Genomic DNA, 23,827 nt, shown 5'->3' on the forward strand with positions numbered 1-23,827 from the left:
TGTGAAGCTGAAGATCAGCAGAAGAGGAGCCTACTCAACCTTTATCTTTACGCGTTTCTGCTTAAGCGGTATCACTACTTCAAGAATACCTCTTCTGAATGAAGCCTTGATAGCATCGCGATCAGCACTCTCGGGAAGCGGTACCTCGAGCCGGTATTTCTCGATGCCCTGCTTCCCGAAGACGAAGTCGCTCATGGTAAAAGCTCTTTGCAGCTTAGCCTCTATCCTTAGTGTAGTTCCCTCGAGAGATATGTCGATATCCTCCTTCCTCTTTACTCCGGCAAGATCGGCACAAACAACCACGCGGTCAGCGTAGCGGCGGACTTCGTAGAGCGGTACCGTGCTTTTCTCTTCAGCGCCGAAAAACGTGGGGAAAAAGCTTCTCTCCAAACTATCGATTCTCTCTCGTATCCTCCTAAACTCTCTCAGAACCTCGTCGAAGTACTCTCTTATCCACTCCTCCATAACCTATCACCTAAACGTACAAGGCTGGAATCGTGTACTCGTACTCTTTGCCAGTGCCTCTCATCGTCTCCAGCGTTCTCCTCATCATCTCCCTGAGCCTCATTCGTATCTCTTCCTCCTGCTCGAGGAGAGGTTTCACGTCGATCTCACGCCCCATCACCTTAGATAGCGCTAAAAGAGTCGAGGCGGAGGCTCCGGGATCCGGGTAGTTCAGGAAACACTCTGATAGCAGAGCGAGAGCCGGGAAGTTAGCCTTGTAACCCTCCTTCAGTATCTGGGCGTATATGCCGCCGACGAACCCCTCCTTCAGCGGCTCAATACCCTTCTCCTTCGCGTAGAGGATCATCTCTCTGTCTATAGAGGCAGCGTATGTCTTAGGGGTTTCGATGTTCAGCCTGTCTTGCACCGCTATGCCGCCTAACAGCAAGATTCTCTTCAGCTTCTTCTCCGTGGAGAACTTTACGAGGTAGAATGCTAGGCTACGGATTCCTTGAGGGGGTACGGCCACATCCGAGTGCAAGACCAATACATACTCATTTCCCTTGTAACCTCCGTAGAACCTCATGGGCATTAGCGGCTCAGCGTTGTGGAACAGTATGACGGGCGGAAGCCCCGTCGAATCTAGATAGCCTACGTGCTCGAGCTCCCAGCTTTTGATGAGGTGAGAAGTGCTGATGGGGCCCACTAGCCCTACATCCGGCATGCCGACAATAAGCGTAGCATCGCTGGGAATTTCCTGACGAATATACGAGCTCCACTCCCGAATAGGCATTCCGAAACTCCTAAGGAAAGAAAGAGATATTAATCTTGCCCCTCCCTCAGCCTACTTCCTCGAATATTCCTTGAGGACTTCTACCACAGGGAGAGTGCCCCTCATTAGGTACTCGATTAGCGCACCGCCACCCGTGCTAACGTGAGAGATTTTGTCTGCGTAGCCGAGCTTGGAGGAAGCTGCGATCGTGTGGCCCCCACCTATCAGGCTAAAGGCGCCTGAGGTGGCTATCGCTTCGAAAACCTTCCGGGTTCCCAGGCTGAAGTTGGGGTCCTCGAAGACGCCCATAGGCCCGTTCATAACGATGGTTCTAGCTCTCTTTATCACTTCAGCATAGCGCTCCGCAGTCCTCGAACCGATATCCTTGATCAGGCCCTTGACGGGTAAGGAGCTGAGAGGCACCTCGACCCTTCTCCCGTTCTCCTCGGCAGCCAGATCCTCGGGGAGGTATATCCTGTCGCCGAATTTATCCAGTGCGGCTTTCAGCCTGCTTTCAAGCTCCAGGAAGCCTTTATCCCTCAGCACCGCGACGTTTGCGTCACCCAAGTTGTAGCCTTTGGCGTGTAGCAGGAGGTTAGCCACCAGCCCCCCGGTCAGCACGCTATCGGCGATTCCTTCTCCAAGAACACTCTCCAGGACATCTGCCGTGTCCTCCGCCTTCGCACCCCCGAGGATGTAGACGCACGGGCGTTCAGGGTTATTGCGGACACGATAAAGCGCGGCAAGCTCTCTCTCCATTACGCGGCCCGCAACGTAGTGCTTCACAACGGGCGCGAAGCCGACGAGAGAGGCGTGAGGCCTGTGCGCTGCCGAGAAAGCATCGACGACGTACACGTCGAAAAGTGGGCCTAGGTTTCTCACAAGCTCCGATCTCGCATGTTCCTCAGGGGACGCGTTCTTGGCTTCTCCATCCCAGTACCTCACGTTCTCGAGGACAAGCACCTCGCCTTCCTTCAGAGATTTAATGCTGCTAACTGCTTTCTCACCGAATATGTCGTCTACAAAACGCACCTTAGTGGGAAGTAGCCTGGCAAGCCTTTCTGCATGCTCCTTAAGGCTTGTGAAATCGGGGTCACCCTTCCTTCCCTGATGGGAAATCACGACGATCTTAGCTTGCTTTTCGACGAGCTCCCTTAAGGTCGTCTCGGCGTGCGCCCTGATCCTGGAGTCGTCTAAGAGCTTCTTCGTGGAGGGGTCTATAGGCGAGTTGAAATCCACTCGCACGCCAACTGTCCGGCCAGAAACCTCAACATCGTCGAGGGTTTTCACGCCTAAGCTCTTTACGCTCATGGCTTTCCACTTATTACTCTCGCGGAAAGTTTAAACATAGCTAATTAACTGATGCTACTTCCGCCGCTGTTGAAGACGCGCTGCCTAAAACTCAGCGGGCATGCTCGAAGAACTCAGAGAGACGTAGCCTCGATAGCGCTAACCAGCGCGATGAGAGAGAGCTCGAGCACTACGAGAGCAGCGGTCTCCAAGGCTTCCCAGCGCTCCCTTCGGAGAAGCACCGCGGTCAGGTACATGCTCTCCGCAAAAGCCACGCTCAGCACGGTTAAGCGAATCGCATCGCTGAGGCTGAGCGGCTCGTATGCTTCAGTCGAGCCTACCACCTCCAGCGCCTTAGCGTACCTTCCCGCCTCGTAGGTCAGGTAGACCGCTAACGCCGGCCCGACTCCCGGAAGGTTGCACGTCAATAGTACTGGCGCTTCTAGTGTGAAAAGCCTGAGAGCCACTTCCGGCGCGCTCCCAGAGGAGATCAGCTCCTTCTCAGCCTCCTCTATCGCTCGGACCAGCTCCTGCGCGTCCTCCGCAGAAAGCTCTTGCACGTAGCCCAAGTACGATGATAGCGTAAGCATGGCAACCGCCACCACTGCCAGTACTGCTCTCAACCGCCAGCCGCTGAGCACGCTACGCGAAGCAGAGTACAAAATATAAGCATTCCCTAAGCTTAAGCGAGCATGCCCCTTTTTCGAAAGCGCAGAGCGCGCATCTTGATCCAAAACGATGGTCTGCGCGCCGTAGTGCCCTGCGACAGCGTTGATGCAATAAGGGAATGGGTGCGCGAGCTTGAAGCGCAGGGAGAGGAGTGCAGAGTCAGCTTGAAGAACGTTGACTTGGAGGAGCTACTAGAGAAGCTTCACGAGCTAGGTCTTCAGGCTGTTCTGGAGGCGGTTGGACTCGAAGTGCGAGGATCTTCTGGCGTGCTGGTCTGCCCCGTGTGCCTCTCCGCTAGCGTGAGGAGAGTAGACGTGGTCGGCTTAATGCCTCCCGTTTACGTCTGCGAAAAGTGTGGGTACAAGGGCTCGCTGCTTCTCGAGGTGGAAGGCAGTTCTCGATAGTAGCGTTCTTAGATCTTCTCTTGGAGAGCGGCGATAAAGCTGCTTACAGTTCTCAACTCTTTGAAGAGGAACTCAAAAGTTACGCTCTCGGACCTCTCGTAGCAGAGCGTTACGAAGCCCCTGTAGTTCCGGTGAACAAGCTCTCTCAAGAGCATAGGGTTGTTGTATACTCCTACTGAGAGCAAGCGGGCTGGTTTACCGTCACGGTAGTTCGAAAGCTGCACGTTATGGGTCAGCTGGAGGTAGGGGGTCAGGACCCTGAGGAAGCTTTCCGTCGAGGGATAGTACTCCTGGACTTGAGAGAGCCCGACAACCCCTCCGAGGAGCGTTGATAGGCGCTGGTACGTTTTTCGCGCATCCGCAGGAGTCGTAGGCTCGAGAAGCAGCTTCACCTGGTAGACCAGGAGCACCTGGTACCACTCTTCGAGAGTTTCCCTGGCCGGGGCGGGAGCTTGAATTATCACTACTCTACCTCTAGTTTCATCGGCGATAACCGCGAGCTTCTCTACCAGATCCAGGGGGATGCGATCCCCTGTCTTCACTCTAATTGAGGCGACTTCAAGGTTTGAATCGATGAGCGGGTCCAGGATCTCTCCCAAACCCAGCTCGACGACTCTTGAGGAGTCGAAGTTGAGCTGCACCCACGTCCCGCCGGCATCAAGCTCCCGGGCCTTCTCCGCTGTTTCTTCTAAGCTCTTCTCACCATAGACGTGAAGCGAGATGACGGGAACTAGACCCTGCACGGTCATCGCAGCGCCCAGAAATTTAGTGAGAGCTAGAATATCGCCTTATCGCCACCCTGATGATAGCGATAATTACCTCCACCACTTTCTCTAGCACCAAGGGCTATGCAACCGGGCTTTGAGGAGCAGATGGAAAGAATATACGCGATCCTCGGCAACCCCTACAAGAGGAAGATCATCTCCTTGCTCGGCGAGAAAGGAGAGGTTTCGTTTACCGAGCTGAAGAATTTTCTAGCAACGAGCACCGGTAACCTATACTACAACCTCGACGGACTCGCGGGCTTCGTCGCGAAGAACGAGAAGAGGAAGTACTACTTAACGAGCGAGGGAGAGAGGCTCTACAGGTTCATGATCGAGAACGAGGCACGCTTGCGAAGCCTCATCAAAGGTTCAGGTGCAAGCCACTCCTTCCAGCAGTACATCCAGAGAATCTTAGTCCCCGAAGAGCTCCTAGCAGTCTTGTACGGCCAGAAGATTCTGTCAATAGCCGTTCTGGCGGTATCCTTAGCGATGATCGCGATCACATCTCTAGTATCAAGTCAGGTATGCTTTATGCTAGAGGCTCTCTCGGTAGGCTACGCCAGCCCTCCCTTAGCTCTGGCTCTCAGTTCTTCGGGCATGGGGTGTCTTCTCTGCGTGCTAGCGGTAGCTAGCCGCTTGCTGGGAGGCGCCGGTAGGGTTACCTTTAACTTCGTGGGGATGGTGGCTCTCTCCCTCTTACCGCTTCAGGCAGCTGTAGCGGCTGGAGCTTTTATCGAGGATCCGCTACTTCGAAGTCTTCTACATAGGGGAGTTCAAGTGGTCACGCTAGGGTTCATGACCGCTGCCGTTAAAGTTTCAGAAAGGCTCCCCGGGGACAGGGCTTTCATCTCAGTATTTGCCGCATTTTACGTAAGCTACTTCACGTCGCTGGTTGTTCAGCGGCTGATTCTGTGAAGAACTGGGAGGAGTTTCTCGAGGGGTTAACCCCTAGAGTGTTTCGTTTCGCAGCCTTAACGCTGGAGACTATAGAGCGCAGAAAGCTTTCTCTGGATTCGTCCTTCAAGGTCGTCGCTTCCAGCTTCCAGCTCAAATCGGGTGAGGCTAAGAACGCATACAAGCTAGCAGCTTTATCTCTACGCACGGTAGGCGTGGCGAAGTGGCTGCTGGAAAGCTCCGGCCTGAGGAGTCTTCCCCTGAGGCGCAGAGCAGCATTCTACATCGCCGCTGCGCTTTCTCTGAGAGCCCCAGAAGCTTCTGGGAAACTAGCTAGCATAAGAGGCGGCCTCTTAAGCAACCGCTTGCTCAAGCTCCTTGAGAGAGATCTAGCAGAGGAAGTGTCGCGCGTGAGCGAAGGCCTCTCCCCATCCCGGAGGATAAGTTTGAAACACTCCCTCCCTCCGCTTCTTGCGGAGCGGCTAGTATCGCTGCTGGGCGAAAAGGAGGCGGAGAAGCTCGCCCAAAGTCTCGACAGGAGAACAGTGTGGATTCGGGCCACCACACCCGGCAGCTATGGAGAACTCGAAGCCTACTTGAGAAGCATCGGGGTGCGCTTCTCACAGGATAGAGAGCTGAGCTACGTATACAGGCTGGAGGTTCAGGAGGATGAACCCTTACCCGAGGTGCCGGCGAGCATCGGCGTGTACCAGGACAAGGCTAGTGTTCTCGTGGTGGAAGCTCTCGCGCGGGCTCTAGACGGTGCCCTGATACTCGACGCTGCTGCAGCACCTTGCCTCAAGACACAGCTACTTTCATCGAAGCTCGCCTCCTCGACGATAGTAGCCGTGGATGTCTCAAGCAGCCGTATCGCTGCATGCAGAAACCTCCTAAGCAGTAGCGGGGCGCAGATCGACCTAGTCCAGGCGGACTCCAGCAGCTTGACGCTCTCAAGAGAGGTCGACGCAGCCCTGGTAGACGCTCCCTGCACGAATAGCGGCGCCATCGGCAAAGATCCGGGCTTCCGCCTGGCCTTATGGGACTTGTCGCTAGAGAAGCTCTACGAGTTCAGACAGCGTCAGAGGAGGATTCTCAGCAGGGTGCTCGAGATCCTGCGCCGCCGCGGAGTAGTTGTCTACTCAACCTGCTCTCTATTCCCAGAAGAAGGGGAGGATGTAATAGCCAGCTTCATAGACAGGGTGGTGCTTTCACCGCCTATAGCCTCCCTATCTCCGGGCTACCTGAGCTACGATTTCGCGAGGTACGTGGGGCGAACTTTCCCACATGTGCACCGAACGGAGGGTTTCTTCATTGCTTTACTGCGCAAAGCCCGCTAAGACTCAGCCGCGCTCCACGAGCATGAAAGCTGGGGGGCTAATCCTCTCGCTCTTGCACCGGGGACACCTGCTGGGGATCCTGGCTTTTTCAAGATCCTTAAACACGTAACCGCAGCTGCGGCAGAACGGTGCTCTCATGAGCAGCTGGTACCTACCGGTGCTCTGCCTTTTCAGGGTCTTTGCCACGTGGCCCACATCCTCTAGGAGCTTGCTCAAATAATCCCTCTTAAGCGAAAGAGCCTGGAGAAGCTCGTAGAGGGAGATCTCCCTTCCCGGGTTCTGGAGAAAATAGGAGAGTATTTTCTCTCGAGTTGTCTCCATCCTTAATCTATCACAGGCCTGAACTTAATGCCGTACTCTATTATACCCTTCTCTCCCTGCTCGCGGTACTTTCTCAAAGTAGCTTCAACACGCATGCCTTCGTAGACTTCCTCTGGTGCCACGTCTGTTATCTGGGCTGGCACTAGCGTGCCGTCGTCGAGCCTAACGAGCGCTACGACGTAAGGTGCTTTATCCGCGAATTCCGCTGGGGGGTTCCGGACAACTGAGAATACTTCCACGAACCCTCTTTCGGGGAGCTTCACGCTCTCCACCTCATCAGATCCGCACGCCGGGCAGGATTCACGATAGGGATAGAAGCTCTTCCCGCACTTCCTGCACTGTCCTTTAATCAGCCGGTACTTCTTGAGGCGCTCGCGCCAAACCCTCGGGACACTTCTCATGAAAGCCATTCTACCTCACCCGCTTAATCACACTCACGGCAACAGTGCCTCCAACACCTCCAACGTTCTGCGCAAGACCCACCTCGGGGTTCGGGACCTGGTTCGGGCCCGCCTCGCCTCTCAGCTGCACCACGATGTCGTAAACCTGGTATATGCCCGTGGCGCCGACAGGGTGGCCGCGGGCTTTCAGGCCCCCCATAGTGTTTGTGGGTATGTCTCCATCCTTCTCGAGCTGGCCCTCTTTCAAGAGGCGCCATCCCTCGCCTTTCTTCGCGAAACCAAGATCCTCTAGGTGTATCACCCCCAGCACCGTGAAAGCATCGTGCACTTCCAAGAGGTCTACATCCTTTATCTCGAGGGAAGCCATGCCGAGCGCCTTGCGAACGGCCTTAACGGTTGCAGTGATAGTTGTGGGGTCTTCGCGATCGTGGATGCTGAACACATCCGTGGAGACAGCGCTTCCCGCCAGCTCGAGGAGAACATCCCTGTTTTCTAGCTTGGCAGCCTTCTCCTCGGAGCACAGCACAAGCGCAGCGCTCCCATCGCCGATAGGGGCGCTCTCCAGCAGGTGGATGGGGTCAGCGACTATCGGTGACCTGAGCACCTCATCTAGGGTTATGGGCCGCTGGTGTTGCGCGAGGGGGTTGTTCGCAGCGTACTTGTGATCATGCACGGCGAAGAGAGCTATATCCTCCTGCCTGGCCCCGTACTTCTTCATGTAGTACCGGTATACCAGGGCGTTGAGAGCCACGAAGGAGAAGCCGGCGAAAGCCACGTACTCCTGGTCCTCAGCCATCACGAGCGCGCTCGTCACATCGCTAGTTACCGCGTCGGTCATCTTCTCGACACCTGTCACCAAAACGCAGTCGTAGACTCCTGACTTTACCGCTAGGTACGCCTGGTGAAGTGCTGCTCCTCCGCTACCGCAAGCCGCCTCCACCTTCACTGCAGCCACCCCCGGTATCCCGAGCCAGGTGGCCAGGAGAGAGCCGAGGTGCTCCTGACCTTGAAGGTAGCCCGAAGACATGTTGCTGACGTAGATTGCCTGAATTTCCTTTTTTTCGATCCCAGCGTCGTTGATGGCCTGAAGCGAAGCTTCTCTCATAAGGTCTCTCAGCGACTTGTGCCAGTGCTCGTCTACGCTCGTAGCGCCTGCTCCCGCGATGAAAACCCTCCCCACTCTCATCACCTCTCGATCATGCCGCGATACTTTAGGTAAATCGCGTAGTCCACGATTTTTGCTCTCGCCACCAGCTTTGCGACCGTGGGGGCCCTGCTGCGCACTTCTTCGATACAATTGCCGACGACTAGAGAAATCGCATCGCTCCCAGCCCCGCTCCCAAAGGAGACCACCAGGATCCTGTCGCCAGGAGCCGCCACGTCGAGCGTGCTTGCCAGTCCTATGAGCGAAGCGGCAGCGTAAGTATTGCCGATATCTCCCGAAAGCAAGCCGGGCTTCAGCTGCTCCTGGGAGAAACCGAGCATCTCAGCTACTCTCTGCGGGAACTTTACGTTAGGCTGGTGGAAAACTACGTACTTGAAGTCTTTCGGGCTGAGCCCTGTCTCCTCCATAAGACCCTTTGCGGCACTGACGATGTGGTGGAAGTACGCTGGTTCGCCTGTGAACCTGAATGTGTGTACCGGGTATTTTTGCCCTTCCCTCCTCCAGAAGTCCGGGGTGTCAGTAACGTAGGAGTACACGTGTTCGATGTACGCTGCTGCTTTCTCGGTCGCCGGCCCCAGGAGGTATGCTGCCGCACCAGCAGCGGCGGTGTACTCTAGTTCGTCGCCCGGGCTGCCTTGAGCGGTGTCCGTACCGATGGCCATCCCGTACTTGATTACTCCAGCTCCAATCAGCCCTGCGACGCTGATTAAAGCTGTCGTACCTGCCTTGCAGGCAAACTCCATGTCAATACCGTACAGCTTTCTCGAGAAGCCCAGAGCCTCGGCTATTACTGTCGCGGAAGGTTTAACAGCGTAAGGCGGGCTCTCGGAGCCCACGTAAAGGGCTTCGACAAGCGAGGGATCGATGCCAGCTCTCCGTAGCGCGTAGCGGGCAGCTTCGTAAGCAATCGTCAAAGAGTCCTCGTCGGGCCCGGGCACGCTCTTCTGCCTGACAGGTGCTCGCTCAGCACCTCCCGTGTGGACTCGCGAAATTTCCTTTGCCTCGATTCTGAACCGGGGTATGTACGCACCATACCCTAGGATCGACGCTAAATACTTCATGCGAGATCGGGAAAATAGTGATCAGATATAAAACCCTTTCTACAATCAGCTATCCTTTTTTAGACAGTAGTCGAATTGCCTCGTTTACTACCTTCACGCCACTGCTCGTCCCTATCCTGTCAGCCCCCATTGCGTAGAAGAGCAGAGCCTGGAGCCCCGTTCTGATACCTCCTGCTGCCTTAATTCTTGTCGAACTGCCTTCGATACCCTTCCTCATCGCGAGCATATCCTCAAAGGAGGCTCCTCGGGGCCCAAAGCCGGTGGAAGTTTTAACGAAGTCGACACCGGCTCTTGCCAACTCCTTAGTCAGTTCCACTATTTCAGCATCCGCGAGGTAGCCCGTTTCCTCGATAACTTTCAGTACGCCACCGTAGGCGTGAACCAATTCCAACACTTGCTTAACCTCTTCCAGAGCCTCGTTCAATCTACCTGACTTGACGAGCGAGATGTTAACGACCATGTCAACTTCGTCGGCACCGGACTCCATAGCGTACCTCGCCTCCTCCACTTTCAGCCGCGTAGGCGCATTGCCGTGGGGGAATCCGACAACTGTCACTACTTTCACTTTATCGCGGGTTATCTCTCTAGCCTTGCTGACGAAGAAGAGGGGGATGCAGCACCCGAATAGCTCATTCTTAACAGCCTCCTCACAGGTTCTCGCGAGTTCCTCATAAGTGGCGTCTGGGCGCAGATTCGTGTGATCGATTAAGCTCTTTACGATCTCGGGCTGTTCCTCTAACCTCCTCAGCCGATCAGGGATGAGCATCGCTTGCATCAAAAATGATTTCAAAGACTTCTTGAAATGCTTGGCGAGTGTTACGTGTCGAAGCCCCTTTGGAGAAGGGCTGCTCGGCTGCTAGGGTTGTACAAGCTCTACGAGCGCCTACTAGAGTCTGAAGTAAAGAAGGGTCTCGTACCTGCCCACGTAGCGATAATTATGGATGGGAACAGGCGCTGGGCTAGGGAGCGTGGCCTGCCGCCTATTCTCGGCCACAGGTATGGAGCCATGGTAGTGGAGGACGTGCTCAAGTGGTGCTACGATCTCGGAGTCAGGACAGTGACGCTCTACGTTCTCTCGACGGAGAACCTCGCGAGAAGGAGCAGGGAGGAGCTGGAGAACATCTTCAACCTACTCTCGGAGAAGCTCGATAGCCTTCTCGATTCAGAGGACGTAGCTAGGTGGAAAGCGAGGGTGAGATTCATCGGCGACAGGTCTCTGCTCCCTCCGAGCATCGTCGCAAAGATAGAGAAGCTGGAGGAGAAGACGAAGCTGTATAGCGAGCGTTTCCTGAACATAGCTCTGGCTTACGGGGGCCGTCGGGAGATCGTGGATGCTGTGAGAAGAGTGGCGAGCGATGTGAAGGAAGGCAGGCTTGAGGTGAGCGATATCACCGAAGAGGTTTTCGAGCGGTACCTCTACACGGGTGATCAGCCGTATCCCGAGCCGGATCTGGTGATAAGGACAAGCGGGGAGATGAGGATCAGCAATTTCCTACTCTGGCAGATAGCCTACTCGGAGCTGATATTCCTAGATGTCTACTGGCCCGACTTCCGGAAGATTGATCTTCTCAGGGCCGTCAGGCTCTACCAGCAGCGCCAGAGGCGTCGCGGCGCCTGACCAGAGCCTCGTTCAATCTACCTGACTTAACGAGCGAGATGTTAACGACCATGTCAACTTCGTCAGCACCTCAGCTCAGTGCCTCACGCACCTGCCTCAGCAAAAATATATAGCAGGGTAAAAAGTCGGGTTTAGTTCGAGCGCGCTCCTCGGTGCAACCTCTCGAGGTTCATGGCCCCCCACCTTGAATGGGAAGCTCCAGCTTCCACCTTCAACCGTCTAGCAGCAACACTCAAGCACTCCTGCTAGCGGTCACAGTGAATTCCTTCCCTATAGGGAAACGTGGAGGGGTGGGTATGCGGCGGGGAACAGGCAGCTGCAACCCGGAGAGCGTGGAGTGAAAACCTCCGCGCGGAGTGGGCAGCATCTAGGGGGTGAGCGCTTCCTCGAGGGCCTTGTTGAGCTCCTCGTCGAAGCTCAACCCCTTCCGCCTCGCCCCCAGCTCCCTCATGCTCCCCGCCGCTCGCCAGCTCCTCCACACCACTCACCCCGTGGCGAAAGCCATGTAGAGGGCGAGCCAGCCTTCCCTCAAGCGCCGGCACCATTCTCCCGGGGCGTTGCCCCCGCATCCCTTGCGGCCATAAATAGGGTTTGGGCAAGTGAAGCTGGGGGTGGATGGAGGTCAGCGTGAGCAAGCAGAGCAAGGCCCCTGCTGGCCTCCGGGTGCTTGTGAGGGCGTACAGGGTTCCAGTGCCGGAAGGGGCTCGGCGGCCGGTGGGGGAGCTGCTGACCTGGTACCAGCGCAGCCTGGATAAGGCTCTCGAGGCTATCTGGGAGAGCGTCGAGTGGAGGGGCGACCCGAGGCACCTGGAGAAGTATGGCCGTTTCAAGGTCCCGGTGCTGCCCGAGTCGGCGGAGTTTCAGCGGCAGCTGAGGAGGAGGCTGGTGGAGAGCTGCCCCTACGCCGCGCACTGGGTGGATAGCGTGATCCGCTCCGCTTCCGCTATCATGCGGGCTTGGCGGAAGAGGTACCTCGCGGGCAGGGCAAGGAAGAAGAGGCCGAGGGTTGCAAAGCGCTTCGCCAGGGTGAAGGGCACGCTGGTGAGGGTGGACTACGAGCGCAAAGCCATCCGGGTCACGCTCCGGCCGGGCGAGTACGTGGCGGTGAGCTGGGCTGGGGCGTGGTTCGAGGAGCGGGTCGAGGGATGGGAGCTGGGGGAGCCTGTGCTTAAGGACGATAGCGTCATCTTAGTCTTCGAGAAGGCTGTCGACGCTGCGGCAGCCTCTGTGGTCGTGGGCTGGGACTGCAACGAGTTCAGTCTTAACGGCTTCGACGGGCAGCGCTTCTACACCGTTAACATAGAGCCGCTGGTCAAGATGAAGGAGCGGTACGAGGAGATTATCTCGAGGCTGCAGAGCGCCGGGAAAGAAGGGCTCGCGGAGAAGTACTGGAGGAGGCTCCGCGACAGGGAGCGCGACTTCGTGAAAAAGCTGGCGAAGCAGCTGGCAGAGCGGTTCCCCGGCGCGATCTTCGCCTTCGAGGACTTAGACAAGGAGAAGCTGGTCAGCAAAGAAATGCCGAAAGCCGCGAGGAAGAGGAACGGGAGGGCGCCCTGGCTCACAATACAGCGGAAGGTGGCGGAGAAAGCTCCCACCGTCCGCGTCTCAGCCCGCAACACGTCAAGGACGTGCCCGAGGTGCGGCTGGGTCTCGAGGGAGGACCCCGGCAAAACCTTCCACTGCAAGAGATGCGGGCTGACCATGGACCGGCAGCGCTTAGCCGCCGTCAACGTGTGGCTGCGGGCGGTGAAGAAGCTCGGCCTCAAGGCAGAGCTGCCGCCGCGCTTCTGGGGGCTCCCAGAGCTGAAGATAGAGGTCAAGCTGTGAGGAAGCACAGCTTCGGCGCGGAACCGCCAGAGACCCAGCTCCAGCCTCCAGCCGCCCCCGGGGCCAACCGGGCCGCGGAAAGCGGCCCTCGGGGGTTTCCCCCGCGGTTCCGCCGCGGGGAGGGGTTACCCCCAGCGGGGCCTCATGGCCGGTGACATGGGCCCCGATGAAGAGGGGCCCGAGTCGGGAAGGCCCAAGGGCCACAGGCCCGAGAACCCCTGAGTGCGCGTATGCGTTACTTTTTTTATTAAACAGTGCGCAGGGTTTCCAGGGTTGGAATGTCCTACAACTTGCTGCAGTTCAATAGCTTCGAAGAGCTCCTGAAGTACTTAGACTCGCAGATTGCTTCGTTGAGCGAGTCCTTGTCAGCTCTTCAGCGAAGATACGAGAGTGTGCACGCGAGAGCCGAGAGGATGCGTGCGCTCGAGCGCGTGCTGGAGGATCTCTTGGGTGAGAAGCTTCCGACGTTAAACGAGGTTGATTACATGGGGCTTAAAGTGGTGATCAACGCGAGGGCGGTAGACGAGCTCGCGGTCCTTGAGGAGACGCTTGAGTCACAGAGGGAGACTTTGGAGGCTTTGGGGAGGATCAGGGAGGTTCTTCAGCGCCTCAGCAGCTCTGTTGATCTCACGGGCGCGGAGGGCATCACGATACTGGTCCAGACCCTGAACGGCATTCCGATGAGGATACTGCTGAAGGAGATAGAATGAGGGCTTCTTGGTTCCTCCTAGTTTCCTTCATCCTGATAGCTGTAGCTGAGGTAGCGGTATCTTCGCCCTACGTGCCTGTTGTTTACCAGCGGGATCTGCCTGCTGACGTTCAGGTGCTAGCTTACTCGGGCGCAGGTTACGTAGCATGTCTTTCAACCGGAGAGTGCTTGCTCGTAAATGCTTCCGGCGGTGAGATCACGGCTAGGGGGAACTTCCTCGGCATGAGCTTCTCGCAGATTCTCCGCGCAGGTAGCTCTCTCCTCTTCGTGGGGTCTTTTGGGAATCTTCTCACGGTAAACCCAACCAACCTCTCACAAGTAGCGTCGTTCAACCTTCTTTTGCAGGGCGAGATAGAGGTAACGAGGGCTGTACTCTCCAGCGATGGTAGGTACCTTGCGCTAACCGTGAGGCACCGGGTGCAGGGCTATACCCAAGATAAGCTGGTGGTCGTGGATCTCGCTCGGCGTGTAAGAGTCTTCGAGAGGGATTACAGCTCCTCTGACCCCCTCGTGTACGCCTTCTCACTAGACCGCTGGGAGGAGTTCTTCATCGTAGAGGACATCAACACCTCATGCCACATATGCCAGCTAACAGACAACATGATCGAGGTCTACAGGTTTGGACCGCAGGTTCAGAAAGTTGCCAGGAGGCAGACGGGGCTTACCAGGTTTAAGGTTATCGTCGGGAACTATCTGCTTCTCCAGAGAGCGGAGGATAACACGCTGCTAGCCCTCTCCCTCCCGAGCTTAGAGGTCTCCTCATCGGCGAAGTTCCAGCCAGTCAGGCAGGCTGTGTCCGACGGGAACCAGGTTTTCCTGGTGACCGAGAGGGACGAGCTCTTTGCTTGTTCACCTAACCTGGATTGCCGATCGCTGGGTACGGTTCCCCCGCGGTCCCTCGTAGCTGCTCTAAGCGGCTACGTCGTGGTTTTCTCCATCCCCCAGGTGCAGGTGTACATGCTGCGCGCCAAGCTAGAGCCTGTGCTAACTTACGAGATCAGCTGGAGTTTCCCTCCCTCGCCTCCGAGCATGGTGCTTGGCGATGCCAACTCAGCTGTAGCTCTGTACCCGGGCAGGAGGATCCTTGGCGTCTTCCTCGCGTCCACCGCTAAGCTGCTTGTGCGAACAGTAGAGGAGAGCGGGAAACCCATTGCTAATGCAACCGTCACCGTGCTGTGCCGGAGGGTATCTGCGACAAAGGTCACCGGCCCGGACGGCTACGCCGTCTTCGAGGTGCCTCTGGGAGGCTGTGCCGTGAAGGTAGAAGCGCAGTACTTCAGCGAGTGGAGCACTGAGCTGGATGTGAACGGTCTTTATGTTAACGTTACAGCTGTGCTGAAGAAGAAAGAAGTCCCAACAGCTACCCTGCTGATTGTTGTCGAAGAGGACGGAGACTCGGCAGTTCGTATACCAGGTGCCGCTCTAGACATCAAGGGACCTGTCAATCTGAATGCTGCGACAAATGCTTCAGGCGCAGTCCGCCTACGCGTCCCGCTGGGCAGCTACACCATCGAAGCTACGGCGCCTGGCTACTTGACTTTGCGGCAAAATCTTACGGTTACGGGTGGTAACCAGAGTTTCGTCATCCGTCTTAAGCCCAAGCTCTCTACCCTTACATTGACCGTTGCTGGAGGAGGAAGCGCGGTTGTGAGGATCGGGGAAAGAGAGTACAGGGTCAACCAGAGCGAGGTTCTGCACTTGAGGCCCGGCGAGTACACGCTGCGAGTCTTGCCTCCCTGCAGAGCCAACGTCACGCCTACGCTGGTGCTCGATGGTGAAAGAAACTTCTCGCTCATCATTGAGTGCGGAAGCCTAGCGAGCGAGAAAGCTGTGAGCATCGGCTCGCTGACCAGGTTCCTGCGCGAGAGCACGATAAGCAGTGAGAGCTTGAACACGAGTGTGGAAGGCTTGATCGTAGACCTGCTTAATGGCAGCAGGGTGGACCTCGTGTCTCTCAGCTACGGGAGAGCTGTAGTTGTCGAGCTATTCTACACGCAGTGCAGCGGCTGTAAGTATCTCCTCCCGGCCTTGAGGCAGATTGCCGCATGGGGTAACGTGAGCGTTTTCTCCCTGACAGTTTCGAGGATCGACGACGCCAGGGCCCTCAGCTACTATGTAAGGGAGAATAACGTTACCTGGCCTGTTGGCTGGGCCCCCTCAAGTATCAGGGACTTTATCGGCGTGGCGAGCTACCCGACGGTGCTTGTTCTGAGCGAGGGACGAGTAGTGTTTAAGGGGGTCGGGGCTAGAGGAGAGCTCAACGCGACTCTGGGGCTAGCGAACAACAGCTACAGCAGCATCCTCATCGAGCTATTATCTCGCGTGATGCCGGCCGAGAGCTACCCAGCAATGCTTTTTATTGTGGGGCTGGCTCTTACTGTAGTCTCACTGGCTCTCGGTGGTCGAGGTGGCGCGGAGGAGCAGGAAGAAAGCTATCTCTCTGCTTATACTGCTGCTCTTCATAGCATCGAGCCTAGCTTACGTAGTGCTGCTCTTGACCCCTTAACGTGGCCGCTGGAGGCCGCCAAGGAGCATGATGAGAACGAGGTTGTCTTTTAACACGCCGCGCGGGTGAGGTAGCTAGAGCTCCCAACTTTTGCGCGAAAACTCTTGGAGCCCCGGCCGGGATTTGAACCCGGGACCTCCGCGCCCCAGATGCTTCCCCTGAGGCTCTTCGGCTTTCTCGAACCCTTACGCGGCTAGCCCTTACAAGGCCGACGCTCCACCCGCTGAGCTACCGGGGCCGGCAGAGGTACACTCTCTACAACCTTATTTGTTTTACCCCTGCACTGCCGGCGGCCGCTAGGAGTGGAGGATGGCTTACAAAAACCGTATCGAGCAGTGGTGCCCCGGCCGGGATTTGAACCCGGGATGTCCACGCCCCCGCCGCAGGCTGGAGGCTCTTCGGCTCGAGAGGCCGATATCCTGGCGGCCCTCGCGCAGGCTGACCGGGCTAGACGACCGGGGCTCGGGTGCTTCTAGAATCCAGCAATATTTAGCTTTCGCTGCTCGGTAACCGCTCGCCTTATAAGACGTGGTGGTTGCTGAAGTCTGTCAGCACGTGGCGAGCGGTGGTAGAGGTTGGGTCGCCTGAGAATACTGGCTCTCTCGGACGTTCACGGCAAGGAGGATATCGTTCAAAGCTTTCTCAACTGGGTTAAGAAGGACAACGTTAGCTACGACATCATAGTTGCTGCTGGTGACATAGGTAATCCTCAGCGCCCCGGCAGCATGTGCAGAGTTCTCAGGGCACTAGCTGAAGGTCTCGGGAAGAATGTTTACTACGTAAAGGGCAACTGGGACGTAGAGGGCGAGTGCGGGTGCCAGAGGGTTTACGACCTTGACCAGACGGGGCCCGTGATCTTCGGGGATGTGCTGCTCGTAGGGCATGGAAGACGCGCGGAACCCCACGACTTCCCGGCGGGAGCGAGGAGCTCTGTTCTCGTCACCCACTACCCTCCTTTCAGCATCCTGGATAAGGGGAAGCTGATCGACAGCTATAAGCACTCTCTTCACGCGGGAATCCCCGAAATCAACTACCTGGTTGACAAGTACAAGCCTCTTGTCCACATATTCGGACATAGCCATAGCTTTGGCGGCTTAGAAATTGAGCTAAACGGTGTTAAGTATGTTAACGTCGCCAGGCTCGACAGGCTAGCCAAGAACGGGGAGCCTATGGGAAACTACGCGATAATTGATGTAAGCAGCGCGGGAGTCCGAGTAGAGTGGAGATTCATCAACGGTGTTTGGAAGAAGTGTGCTGGGTGCGGCAGGATAGTGCACATTCCTGAAAAGTGGTCTATGTGCAGAAAGTGCGCGAACAAGGCTGAGGTTAAGGTTGTAAAGCTTCAAGGTGCGCGGAGCAGGTACGTGCTTAAGCTCACGGATTCCTCGAGTGGTAATCTTCTGCTTCAAAAAGACCTCTACATACCTGTTCACACGATCGGCGATAAAGCAGCTTTTGAGGACTTTCTAGACCTTATGATTCTCCGAAATGTTAAGAACCTTCTCCAGGCCGATGGTGCCAGAGTGATGGAGATACCTAAAGATAAAGTGCTCGAGTACTACAGAGCCGGAAGGGGCGGCTCCTTGACTCCTTTCAGCGAGTACTTGTTTGCCTGCAATCCGGCAGAAGGGGGCGAGAGGTTGTGCGCACTGATGAAAGTTTTCTCCTCCGATAAGAGAGCGCACGTGCTCTGGAAGGTTCGAGAGGGTAGTAGCATGACAGTCGACGAGTACATTCTCTTCAGCGAGGATGCTCTCCTAGCCAACCCGGAACTGCCTCAGATACTGCTGAGAGCGGGCTTCACCCCATTAACTTACTCCCTAGGGGCGCTTTGATGGTGGCGGAAGTCAAGCGCGAAGTCTACAGGAAGGCAGTGCACCTTCTTCTCTCGCTAATCCTAATGGCTCCCTTCTTCTTGCCGCTGCCGGCCCCCCTCGATATTTACTCGTACTATGCGCTGGGGTTGCTTGCAGCTGCTCTTCTGAGCTCAACCGCGGCGAAAAGATCTGTTTTCCTATCGAGGCTTTCAAGCTTCAGGGAGAGTCTCGAGCAGCGTATTTCCGGGATACAGGAGCTTCAGAAGAAGATGCCCCTGAAGGCGATTGAGGAGGCTTTCATCGGGCTAGTAGAGTTCATCGGGCAGCAGGTAGAGCTTCTGGAGAGAGATTACGAGAGGAGGGAAGGCTACGTGGGGCTCTTCTACGGGATGACTGGGGGAGTGATAAGCCTACTTCTCTCACCGTGCCATGCCCTCTACGGATTAGCTGCGTTAGCTGTCGTGGACCCGGCTGCATCCTTGTCCAACCTACTGCTCAGACGCGGTAAATCCTTCACCGGCGACCTCGTAGCTTTTGGGATGTACTTTGCTGTGCTGCTCTCTCTCGGTGTACCGGCGGTAAAGTGCTTGCTTCTCTCTTTAGCGGCTGTCGTGGCGGAGTATTTCTCCGTCGAGGATAACTTGACCATTCCACCGGTAGTGACGCTGGCAGCATTTCTTCTGGGAGCACCACCCTTCTGCCCAGTGAGCTCACGCTGACTTCCCCCGTTGTTCGCTTAAGGTGAACTTTTGCGCCTTCACTGGGTGAAATTTCTGACCTACAGCCCCGCTCGGCGGCTCAGCTCTAGCTTTTGCTGCTCAACTGTTCCGAGGTAAATTAGCCGGGGAAGAGTCTGTACCGGTTGCTGTAAGCTGTGGCTCGCGCTGTCCAGGATTTGTACGGTACTCTTCGTCCACTCTGCGTAGGCTAGCGCAATATTTTTCACGGAAAGTTCCCACTTCTTTTCGTGAACCGTAAGAGTCTCTTCATCTTCATTCTTCATTTCCACCAGCCGACCGGGCAGTACCTTTCCGTGCTTGATCGGATACAGAGAAACTCGTACGAGATGCTCCTCAACCTGCTGGAGAAGCAGAGGGATCAGAAGCTCACGCTACACTTCAGCGGCCCGCTTCTGATGTACTGGAAGAGGAAGTACCCGAGCTTTCTCGAGAGATTAAGAGAGCTCGTCAAGGCGAGCCGTTTTGAAGTCCTGGGTGGCACGTACTCGGAGAGCCCACTACCCCTCCTACCGCTGGAGGACAGGCTAGAGCAGCTGAAGCGTGGCAAGCAGCTTGTCGAAGAAGTTTTCGAGACGAGAGTTGAGGGGGCTTGGCTCCCTGAGAGGGTGTGGGATCCCACCCTCCCTCTTCAGCTCGCTGAAGCAGGCTACCGGTACGTCGTCCTGGACGATGAGGTTGGCTACAGGTCCGGCCTCTCGAAGGAAGAAGTGCACAGAGCTTTCCTCACCGAGTACAGCGGGAGGCGTGTAGGCGTGGTTTTTATCGACGCGACCATAAGGTACATTCTCCCCTGGCGGAGCCACCAGGAGGTGCTGAGCTACATCAGGAGCTACTCGTCCGCGAGAGGCGAGTACGTTCTCTGGGGCAGTGACGCGGAGAAGTTCGGCGAGTGGTGGGACAGGACGCAGGCGGAGCATTGGCTGTCCCTCTTCTTCTATTACCTCAGGACGGCAGAGGACATAGAGGTCATCACTCCTTCAGAGTACCTGAGGAGGTTCGGCTACGCAGGTTTAGCGTACCTGGGCCCGTGGAGCTACGATAAGATGATAGAGTGGAGCGGGGGCTACTTCCCCAACTTCCTCAAGAAGTACTCCGAGTCGAACAACATGCATAAGAGAATGCTTTATACTAGGTCAAAGCTCGAGCGGCTTAAAGCGCCAGCCGAAGCCTGGGAAGAGTACTACCTAGCTCAGTGCAACGACGCTTTCTGGCACGGCCTCTTCGGTGGCGTCTACATTCCTATCCTCAGGCAAGCAGTGTACGAGCACCTTATACGCGCTGAGAGGATAGCTGAGGAGAAGGGGGAGCACTACTTGGCGGATCGCCTACAGGTGAGAGAGCTAGATATCGACATGGACGGTAGAGGAGAGTTGATCGTAGAGGCTCCCCTAGCTAGCGCGTTTATCAAACCGAGCGACGGGGGGACGCTCTTCGAGCTGGACATCAAGGAGGAGGGTATGGAGTTCAACCTAGTCAACACTATGAGCCGCTACCGTGAACCCTACCTCGGCGACAGAGGGCCTGCGCCCGACTGGTATAGGAGAGTATCCTTCAGGGAGCACGTGTGGCGTCGAGGCACAAGGCTCGACGACTGGATCGACAACACTCCCTTCGTAGATATAAGCGACCTGGCGCTGGCCAGCTACGTGGTAGAACACGTAGGTGGTGAGGTCATTCTCTCCCGCGTAGGCAGGGTGTGGTTCGACCCGGCGAGCCCTCACAGACTCCACGTGGTGAAGTCGTTCTCAATGGAGGGTGATGGCCGTGTTCTCCGAGTAAAGTACCGGTGGAGAAACCTCGAGAAGAGGTTCGCCGAGTTCTCTCTTGCCGTGGAGCTTTCCCTCTCACCCAAGCTGCCTTACGACTACGAAGCTATCCCCTCCTACGAGATCGAGGGGGCGACCGAGAGGCCGGCTACCGAGAGGTTTGCTTCTCCGTGGGCTAGGACAGTCACCCTGAGGTCACCTGCTACACGTCCTATCACGGTCGAGAGTTCGAAGCACGGGGAAGTGTGGGCATCTCCTATATACACGTGGACTAGAACCGAGAAAGGTCTCAGGTCACACTATCAAGGCATAGGAGTAGTGCTTAACTACCATGTGCCTCTTGATCCAGGCGAGAGCTTCGAAACCGAGGTGAAAGTACGCTGGTGAACCAGACGGTATGGATGGTTACCTTTGAGGCTGTTCCAGTTGTGAAAGTGGGAGGCTTGGCGGAAGTCCCGACGAACCTGGCAGTAGAGCTCGCCGCGAGAGGCTGGGATGCCGTTGTAATCGTGCCTGCTCACGGAGAGCTGCGCGAGCGCTCAGCGGAGAGCGTAGCCACCCTGAATGTCCCTGGCGCGCGCTTAGAGGTCGGTAAGCTTGAGTGGAGAGGCGTGAAGTTCTTCATTGTCTCTGGGGGTGCGTTGAGGGACGCAGGTGTTTACGCTGAAGAGGTTTTAGAGGCCAAAGTTGTGCAATTCGCGGCAGCAGTGGGCGAGCTAGTGAAGAACCCTGAGCTTCTCGGCGTGCGCGAGCCCAGCGTTGTTCACTTCCATGATTGGCACAGCGTCCCAGCTCTACTCGCCCTACGGCGCGCGCTCGAAGGGGGCGGAGAGCCGGCACTGTTTTTCCACATCCACCTGCTGGTCAGGAGGAGGCTGAGCGAGGAGCTTTTAAGCAAAGCCGGAATCCCGCCGGACTGGGAGCACGAAGTCACCTGGGGTGGCTCGAAGAGAAGGGTTTCAGTGAGGGAGGCTCTTCAGCTCTCGGGAGGCGCTGCCGAGAAGCTCGGCGCGCTCGAGGCTCACCGCGTAGTAACTGTCAGTCACGCGTACCTGAGTGAGGAGCTTGCGCCTTTCATGGGCAGCGAGCTTTCCGGGAAAGCCAGAGTTGTCTACAACGGGACTAGCTGGCGGTACAGCGACCTGCAGAAGGAAGTCTTTGAGGTTCATGGTCGGCAGCTAGAGGTCTTCGGCGCTGCGCAGCTGCCTAACAGGATGCTGCTGAGAAAATACTTCCTCTTATACGCGCTTGGAAGCCTTCCTGAGGGGGAGCCTAAGGTACCTGACGAGCGCACTGCTAGAAAGCTCAGAGAGGCTGCTGCCCCCCCGCTTAGGGAGGATCTCCGAACTGAAGCCTTTTCTTACGATGGTCCTCTTGTGATCACCACGGGCCGTGTGTCTAGGCAGAAGGGATTCGACCTTCTGTTGGAAGCTGTGCCCCACGTCGTCCAGGATCTGGGTATTACGCGTTTCGTTTTCTTCATCCTACCTGTGTGGGGTAGCGAGGATCTCTCGCTGCAGCTACTCGACTTGAGCCGCGAGTATCCGGATAACGTGAGGGTAGTCTTCGGACAAGCGCCCTCCGTCTACAGGCTGGCGCACTTAGCGGCAGATGTTTTCGCTGCACCGTCGAGGCGTGAACCTTTCGGCATCATGGCTCTCGAAGCTATGGTGTCCGGCGTCCCTGTAGTTGCTTCACGGGTGGGCGGTTTAGCGGAGACGGTGCTCGATATTAGGGAGCACGGATACGCCGGGACTGGCTTCCTCGTGAGTCCCGGTGACCCATACGAACTGGCAGAGAAGATACGTGACCTCGCAGCCTTCATGGAAGCCTCCGCGACAGGTCGGCTAGACATGCTTGTCGAGAAGATAGAAGACCGAAAGCTTAGAGAGCTCCTCGAAGAGTACCCGGACTCCGGGGAGATCATCAGGAAGAGCTGCATAGAGCGTGTGGAAACGCACTTCACGTGGCAAGCTTCCGCCAGGATGGCGGAGGCCGTGTACTTTGAAGCTCTACGAAGTCTGGGAAAACCACTGTCCACAGCCTCAACCTAAGGTGTGCTCGGCAAGAAGGAGAAGGAGAGGTAACCCCTGCTCGAGAGTGTTTATGGCTACTTCTACCATCTCTCTTCTGTACTCCAACTCGTACATGGTTTCGTAAAGAGCTCTTTCCACGAACCACGGTAAAGTAAGCCGGAGAACCTCTTCGGTGCTATACGCAGGAAGTGCTCTCCTGGGAGCCCCAGCGACATAAGCCTTAGCCAAGAGTTCCGTCACTGCTGCGCTCCACTCGCTAACTCTCCTTGCGGCTGCTTCTCCCCTCTTTAACGCTTGAAGAGCCTTGCTAGTATCGCCTTCGAAGACCTCAGCTATCGAGAGGAACGCTATGTAGGACAGCGCTCTCGTGAGCGTAGCCAGGTCGCGGACAGCGGGCTCTAGATCCTTGCTAGCCCACTCGGGCCTGGCGGGCTCCCCCTCAAAGTCGACTATAACCACCCTGTTCTCGCGCGTTACCAGCGTTTGGGAGAAGTGGAAATCCTGGTGTGTGCGCAGCACGGTAGAGCCCTCGAAGCTTTTCAGCTCTTTGAGGCTGCGATCGACCAGCTTCTCTAGGCTGGCCACGCTCACTCCGTGAGCAGCTATGATCCCTAAGTAGAAGCGAATCCTCTTAATCCAGCTCTCAATGCTTTCCCTACCTGCACTCGAGGGGGCGCACCAGGGGTCTTTGCAGTCAAGCATTAGAGAATGGAATTCGCCGAGCGCCTTTGCCACTGCCTCGGCACTGGAAGGAACGCTGTACTCTTCCCCCTTAGCGCGGGAGAGGGCGGCTGCGTAGATAGAAGCTCCTGGGTCGTAGCCCTCGACGAACTCGACGAAGATCCCCAGGGGTGTTTCGCCATAGCTGTAAGCCGCGTAAATTCTGGGCGCAGGGCCTCTCCCCGAAAGGTGCTTCAGGAATAGTGGCTCCGGATTCCAGCTTTTCACCTCCCTGTAACCTTTCACGACTACCTTGTCGACGCCGATCCTGTACACCGCGTGAGGGTTCGTCGCCCCCTCAGCTAAAGTGCTGATGAAATCGACCTGGTCGCCGAGATGGTGGAAAACCTCCGTCCTGATCCCTTCAAGCCTGCTCTTAATCACGTCCTCGATGAAGTCGCCGCAGATTTCCGCCTCGCAAAGAGCCTTACCTCCTGCCCGCACTACCCACCTCTCAGGGCAGTTTTCTCTTTCTCTCAGCGGAACCAGGTACCTGTGCTGCATTTGCGAGAATACAGCCAAATATGTGCCCCTGCCAAGGAAACGCAGCTCGACGGGGCCTCTAA

General features: G+C 56.6%; 22 protein-coding genes and 2 tRNA genes. 11 read left to right on the plus strand and 13 right to left on the minus strand.

What is annotated here, in order from left to right:
• Window positions 1-30: 30 nt before the first annotated feature.
• The 4 genes from QXU72_06435 to QXU72_06450 all read right to left on the minus strand — a co-directional run bounded on the left by QXU72_06435 (window position 31) and on the right by QXU72_06450 (window position 3,147).
• Window positions 31-465 (minus strand): Hsp20/alpha crystallin family protein, encoded by a 435-nt coding sequence (locus QXU72_06435; protein MEM0494877.1) that lies wholly within the window; start codon window positions 463-465, stop codon window positions 31-33.
• 10 nt (window positions 466-475) lie between these two features.
• A complete protein-coding gene (locus QXU72_06440) occupies window positions 476-1,237 on the minus strand; it encodes a PAC2 family protein (protein ID MEM0494878.1) in 762 nt (253 codons plus the stop codon).
• Between the two features lie 51 nt (window positions 1,238-1,288).
• On the minus strand, window positions 1,289-2,527 hold the full coding sequence (locus QXU72_06445; GenBank protein MEM0494879.1) for a phosphoglycerate kinase: 1,239 nt from the start codon (window positions 2,525-2,527) through the stop codon (window positions 1,289-1,291).
• 113 nt (window positions 2,528-2,640) lie between these two features.
• A complete protein-coding gene (locus QXU72_06450; GenBank protein MEM0494880.1) occupies window positions 2,641-3,147 on the minus strand; it encodes a hypothetical protein in 507 nt (168 codons plus the stop codon).
• Window positions 3,148-3,198: 51 nt separating this feature from the next.
• On the opposite strand from QXU72_06450, the gene QXU72_06455 reads away from it, so the two are divergent.
• A complete protein-coding gene (locus tag QXU72_06455; GenBank protein ID MEM0494881.1) occupies window positions 3,199-3,579 on the plus strand; it encodes a hypothetical protein in 381 nt (126 codons plus the stop codon).
• Between the two features lie 8 nt (window positions 3,580-3,587).
• Here the strand turns inward: QXU72_06455 and QXU72_06460 are convergent, their stop codons facing one another.
• On the minus strand, window positions 3,588-4,328 hold the full coding sequence (locus tag QXU72_06460; protein ID MEM0494882.1) for a hypothetical protein: 741 nt from the start codon (window positions 4,326-4,328) through the stop codon (window positions 3,588-3,590).
• A 99-nt stretch (window positions 4,329-4,427) separates the two neighbouring features.
• Here QXU72_06460 and QXU72_06465 point away from each other — a divergent pair, with 99 nt between their 5' ends.
• Together QXU72_06465 and QXU72_06470 are read left to right on the plus strand one after the other, a co-directional pair.
• Window positions 4,428-5,258 (plus strand): helix-turn-helix domain-containing protein, encoded by an 831-nt coding sequence (locus QXU72_06465; protein MEM0494883.1) that lies wholly within the window; start codon window positions 4,428-4,430, stop codon window positions 5,256-5,258.
• The gene (locus tag QXU72_06470) at window positions 5,255-6,574 is read left to right on the plus strand and encodes an RsmB/NOP family class I SAM-dependent RNA methyltransferase (protein MEM0494884.1); all 1,320 of its coding nucleotides are present in this window, start codon (window positions 5,255-5,257) and stop codon (window positions 6,572-6,574) included. The genes QXU72_06465 and QXU72_06470 overlap by 4 nt, the downstream gene beginning before the upstream one ends.
• Window positions 6,575-6,577: 3 nt before the next feature.
• On the opposite strand, the gene QXU72_06475 is transcribed toward QXU72_06470, so the two are convergent.
• Genes QXU72_06475 through deoC form a run of 5 tightly spaced genes read right to left on the minus strand, consistent with a single transcriptional unit; the run spans window position 6,578 to window position 10,297 of the window.
• Window positions 6,578-6,895, minus strand: a complete 318-nt coding sequence (locus QXU72_06475) for a hypothetical protein (protein MEM0494885.1) — start codon at window positions 6,893-6,895, stop codon at window positions 6,578-6,580.
• 2 nt (window positions 6,896-6,897) lie between these two features.
• On the minus strand, window positions 6,898-7,305 hold the full coding sequence (locus QXU72_06480; GenBank protein ID MEM0494886.1) for a Zn-ribbon domain-containing OB-fold protein: 408 nt from the start codon (window positions 7,303-7,305) through the stop codon (window positions 6,898-6,900).
• 1 nt (window position 7,306) lies between these two features.
• Window positions 7,307-8,482 carry a thiolase domain-containing protein gene (locus QXU72_06485; protein ID MEM0494887.1) on the minus strand — a complete coding sequence of 392 codons (1,176 nt, stop codon included), beginning with the start codon at window positions 8,480-8,482 and terminating at the stop codon, window positions 7,307-7,309.
• Window positions 8,482-9,522 carry a hydroxymethylglutaryl-CoA synthase gene (locus QXU72_06490; GenBank protein ID MEM0494888.1) on the minus strand — a complete coding sequence of 347 codons (1,041 nt, stop codon included), beginning with the start codon at window positions 9,520-9,522 and terminating at the stop codon, window positions 8,482-8,484. Before QXU72_06490 ends, QXU72_06485 begins: the two co-directional genes overlap by 1 nt.
• A 49-nt stretch (window positions 9,523-9,571) precedes the next feature.
• Window positions 9,572-10,297, minus strand: coding sequence for a deoxyribose-phosphate aldolase (deoC, locus tag QXU72_06495; protein MEM0494889.1), 726 nt, complete (start codon window positions 10,295-10,297; stop codon window positions 9,572-9,574).
• Window positions 10,298-10,342: 45 nt separating this feature from the next.
• Between deoC and uppS the strand changes: the two genes are divergently transcribed.
• The 4 genes from uppS (at window position 10,343) to QXU72_06515 (ending at window position 16,235) form a co-directional block, all read left to right on the plus strand.
• Window positions 10,343-11,140: a polyprenyl diphosphate synthase gene (gene uppS, locus QXU72_06500; protein MEM0494890.1), complete on the plus strand. Its 798-nt coding sequence runs from the start codon at window positions 10,343-10,345 to the stop codon at window positions 11,138-11,140.
• A 615-nt stretch (window positions 11,141-11,755) separates the two neighbouring features.
• Entirely contained in the window at window positions 11,756-12,967 is a 1,212-nt protein-coding gene (locus QXU72_06505; protein MEM0494891.1) for a zinc ribbon domain-containing protein, read from the plus strand.
• Window positions 12,968-13,245: 278 nt separating this feature from the next.
• A complete protein-coding gene (locus QXU72_06510) occupies window positions 13,246-13,677 on the plus strand; it encodes a hypothetical protein (GenBank protein MEM0494892.1) in 432 nt (143 codons plus the stop codon).
• Window positions 13,674-16,235: a hypothetical protein gene (locus QXU72_06515; protein MEM0494893.1), complete on the plus strand. Its 2,562-nt coding sequence runs from the start codon at window positions 13,674-13,676 to the stop codon at window positions 16,233-16,235. The genes QXU72_06510 and QXU72_06515 overlap by 4 nt, the downstream gene beginning before the upstream one ends.
• A gap of 52 nt (window positions 16,236-16,287) precedes the next feature.
• Here the strand turns inward: QXU72_06515 and QXU72_06520 are convergent.
• Window positions 16,288-16,420, minus strand: a tRNA-Thr gene (locus tag QXU72_06520).
• Window positions 16,421-16,518: 98 nt separating this feature from the next.
• A tRNA-Glu gene (locus QXU72_06525) sits at window positions 16,519-16,644 on the minus strand.
• A 113-nt stretch (window positions 16,645-16,757) separates the two neighbouring features.
• Between QXU72_06525 and QXU72_06530 the strand changes: the two genes are divergently transcribed.
• From QXU72_06530 to QXU72_06545, 4 genes are all read left to right on the plus strand, one after another.
• Window positions 16,758-18,017 carry a metallophosphoesterase family protein gene (locus QXU72_06530; GenBank protein MEM0494894.1) on the plus strand — a complete coding sequence of 420 codons (1,260 nt, stop codon included), beginning with the start codon at window positions 16,758-16,760 and terminating at the stop codon, window positions 18,015-18,017.
• Window positions 18,017-18,718 carry a hypothetical protein gene (locus QXU72_06535; GenBank protein ID MEM0494895.1) on the plus strand — a complete coding sequence of 234 codons (702 nt, stop codon included), beginning with the start codon at window positions 18,017-18,019 and terminating at the stop codon, window positions 18,716-18,718. The genes QXU72_06530 and QXU72_06535 overlap by 1 nt, the downstream gene beginning before the upstream one ends.
• Before the next feature lie 248 nt (window positions 18,719-18,966).
• Window positions 18,967-20,892: an alpha-amylase/4-alpha-glucanotransferase domain-containing protein gene (locus tag QXU72_06540; protein MEM0494896.1), complete on the plus strand. Its 1,926-nt coding sequence runs from the start codon at window positions 18,967-18,969 to the stop codon at window positions 20,890-20,892.
• Window positions 20,889-22,559 carry a glycogen/starch synthase gene (locus tag QXU72_06545; protein ID MEM0494897.1) on the plus strand — a complete coding sequence of 557 codons (1,671 nt, stop codon included), beginning with the start codon at window positions 20,889-20,891 and terminating at the stop codon, window positions 22,557-22,559. Before QXU72_06540 ends, QXU72_06545 begins: the two co-directional genes overlap by 4 nt.
• Here QXU72_06545 and QXU72_06550 read toward each other — a convergent pair.
• Window positions 22,551-23,765 (minus strand): hypothetical protein, encoded by a 1,215-nt coding sequence (locus tag QXU72_06550; protein ID MEM0494898.1) that lies wholly within the window; start codon window positions 23,763-23,765, stop codon window positions 22,551-22,553. The genes QXU72_06545 and QXU72_06550 overlap by 9 nt on opposite strands.
• Between the last annotated feature and the right edge of the window lie 62 nt (window positions 23,766-23,827).

Origin of the sequence: Thermofilum sp., assembly GCA_038741495.1 — an archaeon.
Taxonomy (GTDB): Archaea; Thermoproteota; Thermoprotei; order Thermofilales; family Thermofilaceae; genus Thermofilum.

Excerpts from the sequence above, each read along its gene's own strand:
- QXU72_06535 (MEM0494895.1), top strand. The coding sequence starts at position 18,017 with ATGGTGGCGGAAGTCAAGCGCGAAGTCTACAGGAAGGCAGTGCACCTT.
- QXU72_06510 (MEM0494892.1), top strand. The coding sequence starts at position 13,246 with ATGTCCTACAACTTGCTGCAGTTCAATAGCTTCGAAGAGCTCCTGAAG.
- QXU72_06515 (MEM0494893.1), top strand. The coding sequence starts at position 13,674 with ATGAGGGCTTCTTGGTTCCTCCTAGTTTCCTTCATCCTGATAGCTGTA.
- QXU72_06435 (MEM0494877.1), bottom strand. The coding sequence starts at position 465 with ATGGAGGAGTGGATAAGAGAGTACTTCGACGAGGTTCTGAGAGAGTTT.
- QXU72_06485 (MEM0494887.1), bottom strand. The coding sequence starts at position 8,482 with ATGAGAGTGGGGAGGGTTTTCATCGCGGGAGCAGGCGCTACGAGCGTA.
- QXU72_06460 (MEM0494882.1), bottom strand. The coding sequence starts at position 4,328 with ATGACCGTGCAGGGTCTAGTTCCCGTCATCTCGCTTCACGTCTATGGT.
- QXU72_06465 (MEM0494883.1), top strand. The coding sequence starts at position 4,428 with ATGCAACCGGGCTTTGAGGAGCAGATGGAAAGAATATACGCGATCCTC.
- QXU72_06445 (MEM0494879.1), bottom strand. The coding sequence starts at position 2,527 with ATGAGCGTAAAGAGCTTAGGCGTGAAAACCCTCGACGATGTTGAGGTT.
- QXU72_06455 (MEM0494881.1), top strand. The coding sequence starts at position 3,199 with ATGCCCCTTTTTCGAAAGCGCAGAGCGCGCATCTTGATCCAAAACGAT.
- QXU72_06475 (MEM0494885.1), bottom strand. The coding sequence starts at position 6,895 with ATGGAGACAACTCGAGAGAAAATACTCTCCTATTTTCTCCAGAACCCG.
- QXU72_06440 (MEM0494878.1), bottom strand. The coding sequence starts at position 1,237 with ATGCCTATTCGGGAGTGGAGCTCGTATATTCGTCAGGAAATTCCCAGC.
- QXU72_06480 (MEM0494886.1), bottom strand. The coding sequence starts at position 7,305 with ATGGCTTTCATGAGAAGTGTCCCGAGGGTTTGGCGCGAGCGCCTCAAG.
- deoC (MEM0494889.1), bottom strand. The coding sequence starts at position 10,297 with ATGCAAGCGATGCTCATCCCTGATCGGCTGAGGAGGTTAGAGGAACAG.
- QXU72_06490 (MEM0494888.1), bottom strand. The coding sequence starts at position 9,522 with ATGAAGTATTTAGCGTCGATCCTAGGGTATGGTGCGTACATACCCCGG.
- QXU72_06505 (MEM0494891.1), top strand. The coding sequence starts at position 11,756 with ATGGAGGTCAGCGTGAGCAAGCAGAGCAAGGCCCCTGCTGGCCTCCGG.
- QXU72_06550 (MEM0494898.1), bottom strand. The coding sequence starts at position 23,765 with ATGCAGCACAGGTACCTGGTTCCGCTGAGAGAAAGAGAAAACTGCCCT.